Genomic DNA, 15,515 nt, shown 5'->3' on the forward strand with positions numbered 1-15,515 from the left:
GGCTTGGGTGTCCTAGCGCCCCAGTGCCAGCAGGCAGGCCCGGCGCACTTCCGGGTCCTCGTCGCGGTGGGCCGCCTTGTCCAGCGCCTCGCGCGCCTCCACCGTGCCCAGCGCCGCCACGGCGGGCGCGGTGGCCCGGCGGCCCGCGGGGCTCGCGCTCACGAGCGACTGCATCAGCGCCGCCCTCGCGTCCGCCCGGCGCATGCGCGCCAGCGCCGCCACCAAGAGGGGCGCCGTCGCGTCGTCCGCCACCTCCAGCGCCGCCATCAGCCCGGGCAGGCGCCCCTCCACGGGCAGCGCCAGCGCGGACACCACCTGCTCGCGCAGCATCATGTCGCCCAGGAGCGACACCAGTTGCTGCGTCGCGTGCGAGCCCGTGCGCGTGGCGAGGAAGCCCACCGCCGCGCTGCGCACGCTGTCATCCCGGTCCCCGGCGGCGCGCAGGAGCGCGGGCAGCGTCTCCGGCGCGTCGTACTCCGCCACGGCGGACAGGGCCACGAGCCGCGTGGCGGGGTCCTCTGAATGCACCGCCTCCAGCAGCACCGGCAGCGCGTCCGGCCGCCGGGCCACGCCCAGCCCCAGCAGGGCCGCGCGGCGCACGTCCGCGTCCGCCGACGAGGCCGCCCGGCGCAGCGCCGCCATGGCGCTCTCCGTGTGCATGTGCGCCAGCGCGTCCACCACCGCCACGCGCACCTGGCCCGCGTCGTCGTTGGCCAGCGCGACGATGGCGTCCGCGGCGGCCTCCTCGTTGAGCTTCCCCAGCGACTGGCACGCGTAGTAGCGCACCCATGGATCGCGGTCGTTCAGACCGCCCAGCAGCGTGGAGGTGATGCGCGCCTGCTTGTCCGTCTGGCCCAGCGCGCGCATGGCGGTGGCGCGCGTGCGCTCCGACTCGTGGTTCGCGGCGGCCAGCAGCGCGTCCACCGCGCGCGGGTCGTCGATGAAGGGCAGGCCGTAGATGGCCGCGTCGCGCAGCCGCTCGTCCGGGTCCCGCATGGCCAACAGGAGCGCGTCCAGGCCGCGCGGGTAGCCGAAGTACGCCACGATGCGCAGCGCCGCCCGCCGCTGGCGCACGTCCGTGGAGCGCGCGGCCTCCAGCGCCAGCTTCTCCGTCGTCTCGCTGCCCAGCGACTGGATGGCGCCCACCACCGCCTGCGACACGCGGGGGTCCTCGTCCGCCAGCCGCGCGAACAGGGCCGGCACCGCGGACGTGTCGCCAATGCGCGACAGCGTCTCCGCCGCCAGCGCGCGCACCGTCGCGTCCCGGTCCTCCAGGCACAACAGCACGTCCGGCACCGCCGCGGAGCGCTTGCCGACCAGGGGCAGCAGCACCCGCCGGCGCGAGCTGTCCCCCTCGCGCAGCGCCTGGAGGATCTGCGCGTCCGCCTCCGCGCCCAATTCACCCAGGGCCGCCGCGGCCGCGCGCGACACGCCCAGGTCCTGCGAGTCCAGGAGCTTCAGGAGCCCCGTGGCCGCGTCCGCGCCGCCCACCCAGCCCAGCAGGCGCGCGATGGCGGTCTTCTCCCCCGCGTCCGCGCCCGCGATGACCTGGGCCAGCCGGCGCCCGGTGGGGTGCGGCTCCGAGGAGCTGGAGCGCAGCACGGACGGAACCGTGCGCGCGCCGCCAAAGCGCTGCACCTGCGCGTCGTGGATTTCGACGAGCGCCACCGCCGCCACGCGCACCACCGCGTCGTTGCCGCGCTGGAGCAGGCCCACCAGCGCGGGCACCGCGGCCTCCTGGCCGGTGCGGCCCAGCGCGCGCGCCGCCTCCAGGACGTAGAAGGGGTCGGACAACAGCGCCATCAGCGCCGGCACGACGGTGGGGTCGCCCGAGCGGCCCAGCACGTCGATGGCGGGGAAGATGCGGAAGAAGTTGCCGCTTCCCAGCGAGGACAGGAGCGCGTCCACCGCCGCGCCGCCGCCCACGCGGCCCAGCGCCTCGATGGCGGCCACCGCCACGTTGTCGTCCGGGTGGACGATGAGCCGCGACAGGAGCGACACGGACCGCCGGCTGCGGCGGCGTCCCAGGACCTGGGCGGCGTCACAGACGATGGCCGGGTTGGGGTCGTCCCCCAACATCTCCACCGGCCCCTCCACCTCACCCGTGGCGGCCACCAGCGCGTCCACCGCCGCGGCGATGCGCGCTTCGTTGTCCCGGCGGTGGCGCAGCACGTCACACAGGGGCTCCACCGCGGCGGTGCCCAGGCGCGCCAGCGCGGACACCACGGCGCGGCGCACCGCCCACGACGGCGCGTCCAGCCCGTCCACCAGCACCGGCAGGCTCGCCGGGCCCCGGCGCGCCAGCTGGTCCACCTCTTCCACCCGGGCGCGGTCCTCCGCGGACAGCGACAGCGGGTGTTGCTTCGCGGTCGTGCTGCTCACGTGGCCTGCTCCCTTGGGTTCCGGGGGGCCGCGGTCTCCTGGGCGCCCAGCAGGCCGCTCAGGTGCGCCAGCCCCTCCACCTGTTCTCCGTGCAGCCGCGCCAGCTGTCCCAGCCGGCCGGCCACCTCCCGCACCTCATGCGCGGTGGCGGCGGTGGAGCGCGCCTGCTGGGCGGTGGTGACGGCGATCTCCCGCGCCCGCGTCCGCATCTCCTCCACGGACCGCCCCAGTTGCTCGGTCACGGTGGCCTGCTCCTGCACCGCCTTGGCCACCACGGCCGCGCCCGAGGCCTGCTTCGCGGTGGACGTGGTGAGCATGCCCAGCGCCTCCGTCTGTTCGTCCAGCGCGCGCGCGGTCGTCCTCGCCACCCGGCGCACCTCCTCCGCGCCGCGCACCAGCGACGTGAGCGCCTGGGACTGCTCCTCCGTGGCGCGCGTCACCTCCTTGGCCAGGTTCGCCACCTGGCGGCTGGCCACCTCGCCCTGCTTGAGGGCGCGGACCTGCTCCGCCATGGCGCGCGTGGACTGGGCCACCTCCTTGCGCGTGGCCTCCATGGCGCGCGTCACCTCCTGCGCGGCCTTGGCCTGCTCCGCGACGCCGGTGAGCGTGCGCTGCGTGGCGGACGCCACCTCCTGCGCCGTCGCTCCCAGCACCGCCACCTGCTGGCCCTGCGCCATCACCGCGCCGCTCACGCCCTGCACCAGCTGGCGCATCTGCGTGGTGCTCCGGGCCAGGTCCGTGGCGGCCTGCGCCTGCTCCTGCATCGCACGCGACACCTTCTCCGCCACCTCCGTCAGCTGGGTGTTGGAGCGCACCGCGTCGCGCAGCGCCTTGGCCTGGTCCTGGGTGGCCTGGGTGGTCTGCCGCGCCATGCGCCGCATCTCCGTGCCGCCCTGGGTCAGCGCCTGCGCGGCCTGCGCCTGCTCCACCGCGGAAGCCGCGATGAGCCGCCCCTGCTCGCTCACCTTCGCCGTGGCCTGCACCAGCGCCTGCACCGCCTGCACCTGCTCCGCGGACGCGCGCGACGCCTCGCGCACGTTCTGGCCCAGGTCGTCCACGCCCTTGAGGATGGTGCCCAGCGCGCGCTCCGCGTCCCCCGCCAGCGCCGCGCCCTCGTCCGCCGCGCGCACGCCCTCGCCGGTGGCCACCGCCGCCTCGCGCGCCGTCGTCTGGAGCCCCCGGACGATCTTGGCCACGTCGCCGCTGGCCGCCGCCGCGCGGTCCGCCAGGGCGCGGATCTCCTCCGCCACCACCGCGAAGCCGCGGCCGTGCTCGCCCGCGCGCGCCGCCTCGATGCTGGCGTTGAGCGACAGGAGGTTGGTGCGGTCCGCGATGAGGTTGATGGTCTGCACGATGTCGCCAATCTCCTCGGCGCGCCGGCCCATCTCCTTCATCACCCCGGACGACTCCACGATGGACTGGCGGATGCGGCCGAAGCCCGCGATGGAGCGCGCCACGGTGGCGCCACCCTCGCGCGCGCTCGTGCCCACGCGCTCCGCGGCCTGCCGCGCCTCGTCCGTCAGCTGCGCCGCGCGGCGCGTGGAGGACTCCAGCTGCGAGGACGCGGTGGCGCTGGTGGACGCCAGGCCGTTGATGCTCTCCGCGGCGCGGGCCACCGACTGGGCGGAGCGCGACAGCTGCTCGATGGTGGCCGCGTTGGCGTCCACCACGGCGGCGTTCTTCTCCGCGGTGGCGGCCACCTCCTCCACGCTGGCGGCCACCTCCTGCACGGTGGACGCGGTCGCCAGCGCGCTCGCCTCCAGGGTGCGGGTGTGCTCCGCCACGCCGCGCGTGCTGCGAGCCACCTGTTCGGTGGCGGCGGCCGTCTCCTCCACGCTGGAGGACATGGTGCCCGCGTCGCGCGCCACGTCCTGGAGCGTCTTGCCCAGGGACACGACGGCGCCGGACACCTGCCCCATGCGCTCGCCCACGCCCTGCGCGTCCGCGGCCAGCCGGGTGACGCCCTTGGACATCTCCTCGATGGTGGCGGCGACCTCCTCCGTGGTGGCGGCGCTGGTCTGGTTGCGCGCGACCAGGTCCTCCACCGTGGCGGTCATCTCCTGCATGCTCGCCAGCAGCTCCTCGCTGGAGGCGGCCAGCTCCTCCGCGTTGGCGCTCACGCCCTTCACCGAGCGCGCCACCTGCTCCAGCGTGGTGGCCGTCACGTCCGCATTGGAAGCGAGCGAGCCCGCGTCCTTGCGCACGCCCGCCACCGACGCGGTGATCTCCTGCATGGTGCCGGCGGTGGCCTCCACCTCCTGCTGCACGCCGCGCGCGGAGGCGGTCACCGCGCCCTGGTTGCGCACCAGCGACTGCACCGCGGCGCTCGTCTCCTCCACCTGCGCGGCCACGGACTCGATGGCGATGCGCACCTGCTCGCCCGCCGCGGCCTGCTCGTTGCCCGCGGAGGCCAGCCGTGACGCCAGCTGCTCGGTGGACTTCACCAGCCCCGCGCCCTCTTCCACCTGGAGCGTGGTGCGCTCCGCCAGCGCCCGCGCGTCCGCCAGCCGCACGCTGTTACCGTTGTCCGTCGACATCCGCCGTCTCCTCCCCCACCACGCGGGGGAAATCGATGAGCATCACCAGCCGCGGGCCCACCTGCGCCACGGCCTTCACGAATCCCTTCGCGCCCTCCACCACCATGGGTGGGGGCGGCTGGATGGTGCGGGGGTCCAGCTTCAACACCTCGCGGGCGCTGTCCACGAGCAGCCCCACGGTGCGCTCGCCCAGCTGCCCCACCACCACCCGTGAATCCAGCGACTGCGTCCCCGCCGGCAGGCCGAAGCGCGCGCGCGCGTCCACCACTGGGATGACCCGGCCACGCACCTGCACCAGGCCGGCCACGTGCGGAGGCGCCCCGGGCACCGGCGTCGCGCCGGTGAAGGACTCCATCTGCACCACTTCCGCCGCGGGCATCGCGTATTCCGTCCCGTCCACCTTGAACAGCACGTGCAGCACGTTCATGACACCCACTCCCCTGCCCGGGACGCACGCTTGCGGCGGCCCACACGGGCCGCGCCCAGCGCGCCCAGGTCCAGCACCAGCGTGGGCTGCCCGTCGCCCAGGTCCGTGGCGCCCGCCACGCCGGGCACGCGCACGAGCGGATCCTCCAGCGGCCGCAGCACGATCTCCTGCTGTCCCACGAGCCGGTCCACCGCGAAGGCCACCGGCTCCCCGCGCTGGCGCACGATGAGCGCCTTGGCGCCCTGGCCCGCCGCGTTGGCGTCCACGGCCGCGTCCAGGAGCCGCGCCAGCGACACCAGCGGCACCGCCGCGCCCCGGCGCTCCACCAGCCCCACGCCGTCCGCGCCCGCGGGGCGCACCACGCCCGCCACGTCGATGAGCTCCTCCACGGTGCCCACCGCGACGGCGTAACGCCGGCCCGCGCACTCGAAGACGATGGCGTCCATCAGCGTCACCGTCAGGGGGACGCACACGGTGAAGGTGGTGCCCACGCCCTTGCGCGTGTCCATGCTCAATTCGCCGCCCAGCTGCTCCACGACGATGCGGCGCACGATGTCCATGCCCATGCCCCGGCCGCTGGTGCGCGTGGCCTCCTGGCGCGTGGACAGGCCGGGCCGGCACAACAGGTCCAGGAGCGCGTCCGCGGAGTCCGGCACGGGAGCGTTCGCCGCCTTCGCCACCGCCTTCGCGTCCACGCCGCGTCCGTCGTCGCGCAGGGTGAGCTCCAGCTGGCCGCTGGCGCGCGCATGGCAGGTGAGGCGCACCAGCCCTTCGGCGGCCTTGCCCGCGGCCTGGCGCTCCTCGGGAGACTCCAGCGCGTGGTCCACGGCGTTGCGCACCAGGTGCACCAGCGCGGGCAACAGCCGGTCCGCCACCGCCTTGTCCAGCTCCGCGTCGCCCACGTCCAGCTCCAGCCGCACCGCCTTGCCCGTGGCCCGGCGCAGGCCGCGCACCAGCAGGGGCAGCCGCTCCAGCACGTCACCCACGCGCACCATGCGCAGCCGCAGGATGGCCGAGCGCAGGTCGCGCAGCTGCCGGCCGTTCTCCTGGAGGATGGCGGTGATTTCCCGCGTGGGCGCTCCCGCCTGGGTGAGCGCCGCCACCGCGCGCGCCAGCCGCGAGCGGTTGACCACGAGCGCCGCCAGCCACTCCATGGCCTCGTCCAGCCGGGACACCTCCACGCGCAGGAGGCCTCCGCCCCGGCGCACCTCCGGCTCGTCCAGCTCTTCTTCAAGGACGGCGGCGCCGGGCAGGGCCGCGTCACCGCCCGGAGCCAGCTCCGCGGGCGGGGCCTCCGCGGGCATGGACGACTCCAGCGAGCGCACCGTGGCGGGCGGGCCGCCCACGGCGTCCAGCAGCACGGCGTCCTCCACCCGGGTGATGAGCAGCAGCGCGAACGCGAGCGACGCGCCCCCCGCGGCGGCTCCGGACAGGGGCAGCACCTTCACGATGTCCGCGAGCTTCGCCACCCGCTCGCGCACGGTGTTGATGTTGAGCCCCTTCGCCGCGCGCTCCGACGACGGCACGAAGTCCAGCCGCAGCGCGCGCTGGCCTCCGGCGAGCCCGCCCTCCAGTTGCTCGCGCTCGGACGGGGCCAGGCGGGAGGCGAACGAGGCCTCCGCGTCCAGCTTCACGGGCCGGTCCCGCTTGGGAGCCGCGTCCCGCACCTGCGGCCCCAGCGCCTCCAGCCGCTCCAGCAGGTTCGCGGGCGCGGGCGACGCCGTCTTCCCGGCGCCCAGCTGCCGCACGCGCAGTTCGATGGCGCGCAGGCCCTCCACCAGCGGCTCCACGCTGGACTCGGGCAGCCGGCCGCCGGCTTGATCCGCCAGCCGCAGCGACGCCTCCATCCAGTGCGCCAGGGAGACGACGGGCTCCACGTCCACCATGGCGGACAGGCCCTTGAGCGTGTGCAGCGCGCGGAACAGCTCGCGCACCGCGCGAGGCTGCGCCTGCCCCTTGCGCACGGCCTCCTCCACCGCGAGCAGGTCCTTCTGCGCGGAGGCGAGCAACTCATCCGCCTCCGCCAGGTAGGCGGGGAGGAACTCCGCGAACTCCCCGGTTCCGGTCACCCGCGCGGCGCCTCGGCCGGGGCCTTCTCCAGAAGGGCCCGGGCGGCGCTTTGGATGGAGTCCGGCGTGAAGGGCTTGGTCATGAAGCGGTCCGCGCCGGCCTGCAGCGCGCGCTCGCGGGAGGCCTCGTCGCCGCGCGTGGTGACAATGATGATGGGCAGCTCGCGCAGGTGGTCCTGGCCGCGCACGAACTCCACCACCTCGATGCCGCCGATGTCCGGCATGTTGAGGTCCAGGACGAGCAGGTCGTACGGCTTGAGCGACAGCTGCTCGATGGCCTCCAGTCCGCTGGACGCCTGGGTGAAGCGGCTGTCCGGATAGGGCCGCAGGCAGGCGACCACCATCTCGCGCATCACCTTGCTGTCATCGACGACGAGTACCTCGGGCATGGCGTCCTCTGGAAACGACCGGCCAAGCTAGATCGATTCCGACCCGCTGAAAGAAATGAGTCATCCGGCGCGCGTTGAACGTTGGCTGGTCTACGCCCGCCTTGGACGATGTGCCACGGCGGGCGACGAAGCGCCACGACTGCCCGCACATCCGGCACCCTGCGCCCCGCTGTTTTTTCCGCTCCGGGAACCGAATTCCAACCATGCGCCCGCCCTCTCCGCCCGACGCTTCCTTCCCCCGCCTGCCGGGCCCGCCCCCACTCCCCCTGGAGCACGCACCTTGCGTCTGGGTGGTGGACGACAGCGCCAGTGAAGCGCGCTTCATCAAGACGGCGCTCGGAACAGGCTTCCAGGTGGAGACCTTCCCGGACGGCGCGGCCATGCTCGAAAGGCTGCACGCCGGGCGGGCGCCGGACGTGGTGGTGCTGGACTGGGAGATGCCGGGGATGTCCGGTCCGGAGGTCTGCCAGTTCCTGCGCGGCCAGCGGGAGACCCAGGCCCTGCCGGTGCTGCTGCTCACCGCGCACGGCCGGCCGGAGGACCTGGTGCAGGGCCTGCGCGCGGGCGCCAACGACTACGTGGCCAAGCCCTTCCGCACGGAGGAGGTGCGCGCGCGGGTGGACGCGCTCGCGCGCACCAAGCGGCTGGTGGACGACGTGCGGCGCACGAGCGAGGAGAAGGCGGAGGTGTTCGCGCAGCTGGACGCGCTGCTCACGTCCTCACCCGTGGGGCTGTCGCTGCTGGACCGGGACCTGCGCTTCGTGCGCGTCAACGCGCGCATGGCGAAGCTGGACGGGCTGCCCGTGGAGGCCTATCCGGGCCGGACGCTGGCGGAGGTCCTGCCCCGCTTCGCCGCGCGGCTGGAGCCCATCCTCCGCCGCGTCATGGACACGGGGGAGCCCGTGGAGGAGCTGGGCTTCACGCTGGAGCACCCGGACGCCCCCCTCGGCGAACTGTACGTGATGGCCAGCTACCACCCGGTGCGCACCAGCCGGGGCGAGGTGGTGGGCGTGGGCAGCGTGCTGGTGGACGTCACCCGGCACAAGCAGGCGGAGGCGGAGCTGCGCGCGTCCGCGGAGTTCCGCGAGCGCTTCCTGGGCATCGTGGGCCACGACCTGCGCAACCCCCTCAACTCCATCCGCATGGGGGCCAGCTTCCTCGTCGCCAGCGACCAGCTGCCCCCGCCGCTGGTGCGCACCGCCAGCCGCATCATCAGCAGCACGGACCGGATGACCCGGATGATCACCGAGCTGCTGGACTTCACCCGCAGCCGGCTGGGCGGCGGCATCCCGCTGAACCCGGGCGCCACGGACCTGGGCCAGGTGGCGCGCCAGGTGGTGGAGGAGCTGGAACTGGTGCACCCCCACCGCACCGTGAGGGTGACGTCCACCGGCCCCCTCACGGGGAACTGGGACGCGGACCGGCTGGCGCAGGTCTTGAGCAACCTGGTGGGCAACGCGCTCCAGTACAGCCCCCCGGACGCCACCGTGGAGCTGGCGCTCGTGGGCGAGCCGGAGCAGGTCATGGCGCGGGTGAGCAACCCGGGCGAGCCCATTGCCCCGGAGGAGCTGGAGAGCCTGTTCCACCCCTTCCAGCGCGCGCACACCGGGGCCCACGTCCCGTCGGGCCTGGGCCTGGGCCTCTTCATCTCCGAACAGATTGCCCGGGGCCACCGGGGCACGCTCACCGTCACGTCGGACGCGCAGGCCACGGTCTTCACCCTGACGCTGCCGCGCGGGGGCGCGTGAGTCACGAGGGACGCACGACGCCCCGCTCCCGTGCCTCCCGGCCGTCCAGGCCCACGAGCCCCCTGGCAACACCGGGGCCCGTGCCCTACGGTGCACGGGTGTCCACATCGCAACACCGCCCTCCCCTGCTCCTCGTGGAGAACAACGAAGACGTCCGCGAGGCGCTGCGCGAAATCCTGGAGTCGGAGGGCTACCGCGTCCTCACGGCCGGGAACGGACAGGACGCGTTGAACCTGCTGGCGAAGCAGGAGCGGATGCCCGCCCTCATCCTGCTGGACCTGGTGATGCCGGTGATGGACGGCCACGCCTTCATCGAACACCTGCGCGGCACGGGAGCGCTCGCGCTCACGCAGGTGCTGGTGCTGACGGCGCACCCCACCCTGCCCCTGCCGCAGGGCGTGGCCGGACGGCTGGGCAAGCCGGTGAAGCTGGAGGCGCTGCTGGACGCCATCGCGGTGCACACCGCGCCCGCGTGAAGCCGGGGGCTCAGGCGGCGGCGGGACAGTGCCGCGCCACCATGGCCAGCAGCTCCGCGATGTCCACGGGCTTGCGCAAGAGGCCCACCGTGCCCGGCGGGACCTTGGCGGAGAAGTGGGCGGTGAGCATCAGCACGGGCAATTCGCGGTAGCGCTCGTCCTCGCGCAGCCGGTGGAGGAACTCGTGTCCGTCCATCACCGGCATCATCAGGTCCAGCAGCACCAGGCAGGGCTGCGCGTTGGCGGCGAGGACGTCCAGCGCGGCCTGGCCGTTGGCGGCCTGGAGCACCGTGTAGTCCTCCATCTCCAGCAGCTCCGCCACGACCTCGCGCAGGTCCGGTTCGTCGTCGACGATGAGGATGATGGAACGCGCAGGGGTGCTGCTCACGGGCGGCAGCCTACGCAGGTATTGCTACGAGCGCCAAGGAAGTCGTGCTCCCTGGCCCCTCACGGCGCGCGGCGATTTCACGCGGAGCGGGCCCCCGCCCGTCCGCCTGTCGGGAATCGCGAGCGAAACCAGGCGGGTCGGTTGCACCTGGAGGCCCGAGCCCCTACCCCCTTCTCTACGGCCCCATGAACCTCATCGCGGACTTCATCGAAGCGAACCTGGACGTCCTGGTGCGGCGCTTCGCGGAAGCCGCGCGCCGACTGGAGAGCACGCAGGGGCTGAAGCCGTCGGAGGTCATCTCCACGCTTCCTGAGTACCTGCACGCGGTGGCGACCATCTGCCGGCACGGCGCCACGCAAGAGCGGCTGGAGACGCGGTCGCGCCTGGAGGAGGCCCACATCAACCTGCGGCTGCGCGTGGGCGCCACGCAGGAGGACGCGACGGACGAATACACGCTCCTGGGGCGGCTCGTCCCCCAGCTCTGGGAGGACGCCCGGCCGGAGCGCAAACCCGACGCCGCGGACCTGCAGTGCCTCTTCCAGCAGCTTGAAGAGGCCATGGACCACGTGGTGGTCCTCTTCTCCGGCTACTCGCTGGAGGACCGCCAGCGGGAGAAGCGCTTCCTGCGCCAGATGGACGCGCTGGCGCCCCGGTCGCTGGAGCCCGGCGCGGACATGCAGGGGCCGCTGAAGCCGCTGGTGGAGCTCATCGCCCGCGCGCTGGTGGCCGCCGGGGCGGAGCTGTTCCTCGTGGACGCGGGAGGCCAGAGGATGGTCCCCGTCGCGCACACCGAGCACCTGGTGCCGCCTCCGGGCCGGTGGGTGGATTCGAAGGGGCCCTCCTTCCTGGGCCGGGTGGCGCGCTCGGAGGAGCCGCTGGTGCTCGCGCAGGCGCGGGGCCTGGAGGACGCCGCGCGCGAGGGACTGCACGTCCCCGGCTGGAGCACGCTCCTGGGCCTGCGGCTGTGGCCCCATGGCGAGCTGATGGGGGTGCTGTGCGTGGGCTTCGCGGAGGCGCGGCCGGTGCCTCCGCAGACCAAGCGCTTCCTGGAGACGCTGGTGGAGTACCTCTCCGGCATCCTCGACCGCGCCCTGCTGATGGGCCAGCTGCGGGAGACCACCGCGCGGCTGGAGGCGTCGGAGTCGCGCTACCGGCTGGCCAGCCAGGCCGCCGCGGACACCGTCTGGGATTGGAACCTGCTCACGCAGGAGGTCGCCTGGAGCGGGGAGACGCGCCGGCTGCTCGGCTTCGCCCCCGAGGAGACGGGCCCCCTGGCGAGCTGGTGGGTGGAGCGCATCCACCCGGAGGACCGGGAGCGGGTGGAGCACGGCATCCGCGCGGCCATCCGGGGCACGCAGGCGCGCTGGCAGGACGAGTACCGGTTCATCAACCGCCAGGGTGACGCCGTGCGGGTGCTGGACACGGGCGTCATCCTGCGCGACGCCACGGGCCGCGGCGTGCGCATGGTGGGCGCCATGCAGGATGTCACCCTGCGGCGGGAGGAGGAGAGCGGACGCGCACGGCTGCTCCTGGAGGCCCGCACCGCGCGCGTCCGGGCGGACACGGCGCTTGGCCATCTGCACATGCTGTTGCAGCAGGCCCCCGTCGCGCTCGCCATCCTCCGCGGCCCCGAGCACGTGGTGGAGCTGGCCAACGACCGCGCGTGCCAGCTCTGGGGCCGCGCCAGCGCCCAGGTCCTGGGCCGCCCCCTGTTCGACGTCCTGCTGGAGGTGAAGGGGCAGGGCTTCCGCAAGTTGATGGATGACGTGCTCACCACGGGCGTCCCCTACGTGGGCCACGAACAGCACGTGCGGCTGGCGAGGGCGCCGGGGGGCGCCCTGGAGGACACCTACTTCAACTTCATCTACCAGCCGCTGCGTGAAGCGGAGGTGGGCATCCAGGGCATCCTCGTCGTCGCCAGCGAGGTCACCGAAGCCGTGCAGGCCCGTCAGCGCGCGGAAGGGCTGGCGGGGACGCTCCAGGCCAGCGAGGAGCGCCTGCGCCTGGCGTTGGAAGCGGCGGACATGGGCAGTTGGGACATCGAGCTGGCCACGGGCCGGGGCACCTGGGACGCGCGCTTCCGCGCCATGCTGGGGCTGCCCACGCAGGGCGAGGTGCTGCTCGACGAGGCCATGCAGTTCGTCCTGGAGGAGGACCGGCCCCAGGTGGAGCAGGCCATGGCGGAGGCAGCCCGGCCCGGAGGCTCCGGCGAGTACGCGTGCGAGTTCCGCGTGCGGCTTCCCCAGGGTGGCCAGCCCGTGCGTTGGATTTCTGGCCGGGGCCACATGCACTTCGGGCCGGACGGCCGGCCCGTGCGCTTCGTGGGCACGGGGCTGGACGTGACGGAGCGAAAGCTCGCCGAGGAGGCGGCGCGCCAGCGCGCGGAGTTCGAGCAGTACCTGGTGGGCATCGTGTCACACGACCTGCGCAACCCGCTGAGCGCCATCACGCTGGGCACGACGTCGCTGCTGCGGCGCGAAGAGCTGAACGAGCGCGCGACGAAGGCCGTCCTGCGCATCCAGAACTCCGCGGAGCGCGCGGTGCGGATGATCCGCGACCTGCTGGACTTCACCCAGGCGCGCATGGGCGGCGGGCTCCCGGTGCAGTGCCAGGACCTGGAGCTGGGGGCGCTGGTGCACCAGGTGGTGGAGGAGGTGCGGATGACCGCCCCGGAGCGCGACGTCCAGCTGTCGCTGCCGCAGGTGGGCCTGCGCGGCTGCTGGGATCCGGATCGCGTCACGCAGCTGCTCATCAACCTGCTGGGCAACGCGCTGAAGTACTCGCCGGAGGACACGCCGGTGGCGGTGCGCCTGCGGGAGGTGCCCGGGGCCGTCCTGCTGGAGGTGCGCAACGGCGGAGACCCCATCGCCTCCGACGTGCTGCCCCGCATCTTCCAGCCCATGCAGCGCGGGACGCCGGGCATGGACGCGGCGACGCGCAGCGTGGGCCTGGGGCTCTACATCGTGCGGACCATCGTGCACGCGCACGGCGGCACCATCGACGTGACGTCCACGCGGGAGGCGGGCACGACGTTCACGGTGCGGCTGCCGCACGCTGACGCGAAGCAGGCGGCGGCCGGAGTGTAGGGGTCACATCATCGGGCACCGCTGCTCCAGCGAGACGGCCCGCCCACGGACTCAGACGGCGGGCGTCGGCAGGTGCAACACGCTTCCCGGCGGGAAGGCGCCCACATCCGTCTGGAACGCCTCCATGAGCGGTGACGTCTTCGTGAGCGCCTGCTGGAATTCCGCGGCCGCCTCCGCGCCACCGTAGTCCCCACCCAACTGCGCCGCGTGGGCGCGGAGGTCCGCCTCCAATTCCTCCGCCGTCGCGTAGCGCTCCGACCGTTCCCGCGGCAGCAGCCGGTGGAGGATGGCGCGCAGCCCTGGCGACAGCCGCGCCATCAATGACTCCAGGTCCTCCGGCCGGTACGCGGCGGCGTGGATCACGACGTCGGCGTACTCACCGGAGCCGCGCCCCGCCTGCGCCGCCACCAGCATCCCCTGGAACACGCGCTTCGCGTCCGCGTCCGTCAGCCGCGCCTCCAGGTCGCCCATGAGGGCGCGCGGCAGGCTGTAGAGGTGCAGGCCCGTCGCCAGCTCCAGCAGGATGAGCCCCAGCGAGAAGAGGTCCGAACGCGCATCCGCGCCCTCGCCGAACAGCACCTCCGGCGCGCCGTAATACACCTCGCCGTGCGGTCGCGTGATGCTGGAGGGCACCCGGCCCGGCATCCGGGAGAAGACATCCCCCAGATCCGTGAGCCTCAGAGTGCCCTCCGGCCCGAAGCGGATGCCCTGCGGATGCAGGTCGCGGTGCACGAACCCCAGCGGGGCTCCCCGCGCGTCTGTCTTCCCATGCAGGAACCCGAGCAGCGACGCGAGCTGGAGGCCCACGTGCACCAGGAACGCCTCGGAATAGGAATGCACATACACCAGCGGCAGCATCGCCACGTCGTCCAGCGTGGGGCCCGGGATGTGTTCCCATTCGAAGAAGAGCAGGTCGCCCACCTCATGGCCGCCATGCAGCCGTGCGATGCGCGGGTGCTCCAGCAACCGTGAGAGGGCCAGCGTCTCCTTCAACCGCGCTCGTGGATCCCTCAGCGCGGAGAGGTCTCCGCCGCGCAGGGACAGCGCCTGGAGGAACACCGGCACGGGCTCGCGCCCGGGCTGCCGCCGGATGGCCAGGAAGTGCTGCTCCTCGTGGCCGCGCCGCCGCAGGATCCGCTCCAGTTCGAACGACTTGGAGCCGGTCTTGAACAGCACTTCAGGGAGGAGAGGCTTCACCGTCCTGGAGGGACTCATGCCGTGCGGGCTCCTTGGAGAACAACGCCAGACTACTTTTTGAGTAGTCAGATTCTCCAGAACCCATCAGGTTGTATTAGAACGTTTCTCCCGGCCCGGCATCCTGGCAAGAATGGCTCACGGAAACTCGTGCACGACTGTATAGGCAAAGGTGCGCGGCATCCGGACCGCGCCGGGCTTGGAGCCCTCGAGCCACTCGCCGCCATCATGGTTCCCGTAGACGAAGCACACGGGATGGATGCTTCCGTCGGGCAGCTCCGCCTTGGTGTAGCGGCCTGTCACCCGCCCTCCCCCCGTCCAGAGGCGTCCATACAGGCGGGTCCCCTTGGGCAGGTCTCCATACTGCTCGATGACGAGGCTGACGATGGGGCCGTCGTGAACGATGAGCTCTTCGGAATTCAGGCCGGGTTGCGTGATGTCCGTATAGACACTGGCGCTGCTGCCTTTGTACAGGTCGAGCTTCCGCATCGCCTCCAGGGAACCCGTGGGGCATCGGCTCGCGTCCGGCCGCACCTGGGCGCCCGTGCAGGCCGTCAGGACGGCTGCCCCCACTGCCGCGGAGCACCGCTTGAGCGTGCGAGACAAGGCGGGCGTGGGAATGATGGCCGCCTGCTGCGGCGAAGGGGGGGCATGGCTTCTTTCTCCTGCGGAAAAGGGACGGGTGGGGAGGTGCCCGTCAATGGCCCGTGAGCTTCTTCCGGCCCAGGACGGGACGCCATTTGCTGGACGTTTCGCGCCTCGCTCACCGCCAGCGGGAGCGCCTCCCGCACCAGGGCCCGCCGCAAGCCCTACACCGAG

The 15,515-nt window shown here is 73.3% G+C and carries 11 protein-coding genes; 3 read left to right on the forward strand and 8 right to left on the reverse strand.

Going from position 1 to position 15,515, the window contains the following annotated elements:
- Positions 1-12: 12 nt before the first annotated feature.
- From ACX114_RS37495 to ACX114_RS37515, 5 genes are read right to left on the reverse strand one after another with little or no spacing between them, the layout of a single operon-like run.
- Positions 13-2,382 carry a HEAT repeat domain-containing protein gene (locus ACX114_RS37495; protein WP_459292467.1) on the reverse strand — a complete coding sequence of 790 codons (2,370 nt, stop codon included), beginning with the start codon at positions 2,380-2,382 and terminating at the stop codon, positions 13-15.
- The gene (locus tag ACX114_RS37500) at positions 2,379-4,919 is read right to left on the reverse strand and encodes a methyl-accepting chemotaxis protein (protein WP_459292469.1); all 2,541 of its coding nucleotides are present in this window, start codon (positions 4,917-4,919) and stop codon (positions 2,379-2,381) included. The genes ACX114_RS37495 and ACX114_RS37500 overlap by 4 nt, the downstream gene beginning before the upstream one ends.
- The gene (locus tag ACX114_RS37505) at positions 4,900-5,346 is read right to left on the reverse strand and encodes a chemotaxis protein CheW (RefSeq protein WP_459292471.1); all 447 of its coding nucleotides are present in this window, start codon (positions 5,344-5,346) and stop codon (positions 4,900-4,902) included. Before ACX114_RS37505 ends, ACX114_RS37500 begins: the two co-directional genes overlap by 20 nt.
- Positions 5,343-7,415: a chemotaxis protein CheA gene (locus ACX114_RS37510; RefSeq protein ID WP_459292473.1), complete on the reverse strand. Its 2,073-nt coding sequence runs from the start codon at positions 7,413-7,415 to the stop codon at positions 5,343-5,345. The genes ACX114_RS37505 and ACX114_RS37510 overlap by 4 nt, the downstream gene beginning before the upstream one ends.
- Positions 7,412-7,804: a response regulator gene (locus ACX114_RS37515; RefSeq protein WP_459292475.1), complete on the reverse strand. Its 393-nt coding sequence runs from the start codon at positions 7,802-7,804 to the stop codon at positions 7,412-7,414. Before ACX114_RS37515 ends, ACX114_RS37510 begins: the two co-directional genes overlap by 4 nt.
- A gap of 203 nt (positions 7,805-8,007) precedes the next feature.
- Between ACX114_RS37515 and ACX114_RS37520 the strand changes: the two genes are divergently transcribed.
- Together ACX114_RS37520 and ACX114_RS37525 are read left to right on the forward strand one after the other, a co-directional pair.
- On the forward strand, positions 8,008-9,552 hold the full coding sequence (locus ACX114_RS37520; RefSeq protein WP_459292477.1) for a sensor histidine kinase: 1,545 nt from the start codon (positions 8,008-8,010) through the stop codon (positions 9,550-9,552).
- 98 nt (positions 9,553-9,650) lie between these two features.
- Positions 9,651-10,028 carry a response regulator gene (locus tag ACX114_RS37525; RefSeq protein ID WP_459292479.1) on the forward strand — a complete coding sequence of 126 codons (378 nt, stop codon included), beginning with the start codon at positions 9,651-9,653 and terminating at the stop codon, positions 10,026-10,028.
- A gap of 10 nt (positions 10,029-10,038) precedes the next feature.
- Here ACX114_RS37525 and ACX114_RS37530 read toward each other — a convergent pair whose 3' ends face one another.
- On the reverse strand, positions 10,039-10,416 hold the full coding sequence (locus ACX114_RS37530) for a response regulator (protein ID WP_459292481.1): 378 nt from the start codon (positions 10,414-10,416) through the stop codon (positions 10,039-10,041).
- Positions 10,417-10,601: 185 nt separating this feature from the next.
- Here ACX114_RS37530 and ACX114_RS37535 point away from each other — a divergent pair, with 185 nt between their 5' ends.
- Positions 10,602-13,502 (forward strand): sensor histidine kinase, encoded by a 2,901-nt coding sequence (locus ACX114_RS37535; protein WP_459292483.1) that lies wholly within the window; start codon positions 10,602-10,604, stop codon positions 13,500-13,502.
- A 51-nt stretch (positions 13,503-13,553) separates the two neighbouring features.
- Here the strand turns inward: ACX114_RS37535 and ACX114_RS37540 are convergent, their stop codons facing one another.
- The gene (locus ACX114_RS37540; protein WP_459292485.1) at positions 13,554-14,717 is read right to left on the reverse strand and encodes a protein kinase domain-containing protein; all 1,164 of its coding nucleotides are present in this window, start codon (positions 14,715-14,717) and stop codon (positions 13,554-13,556) included.
- Positions 14,718-14,834: 117 nt separating this feature from the next.
- Entirely contained in the window at positions 14,835-15,185 is a 351-nt protein-coding gene (locus ACX114_RS37545) for a hypothetical protein (protein WP_459292487.1), read from the reverse strand.
- Positions 15,186-15,515 lie beyond the last annotated feature (330 nt).

This window comes from Corallococcus sp. M7 (assembly GCF_054512695.1).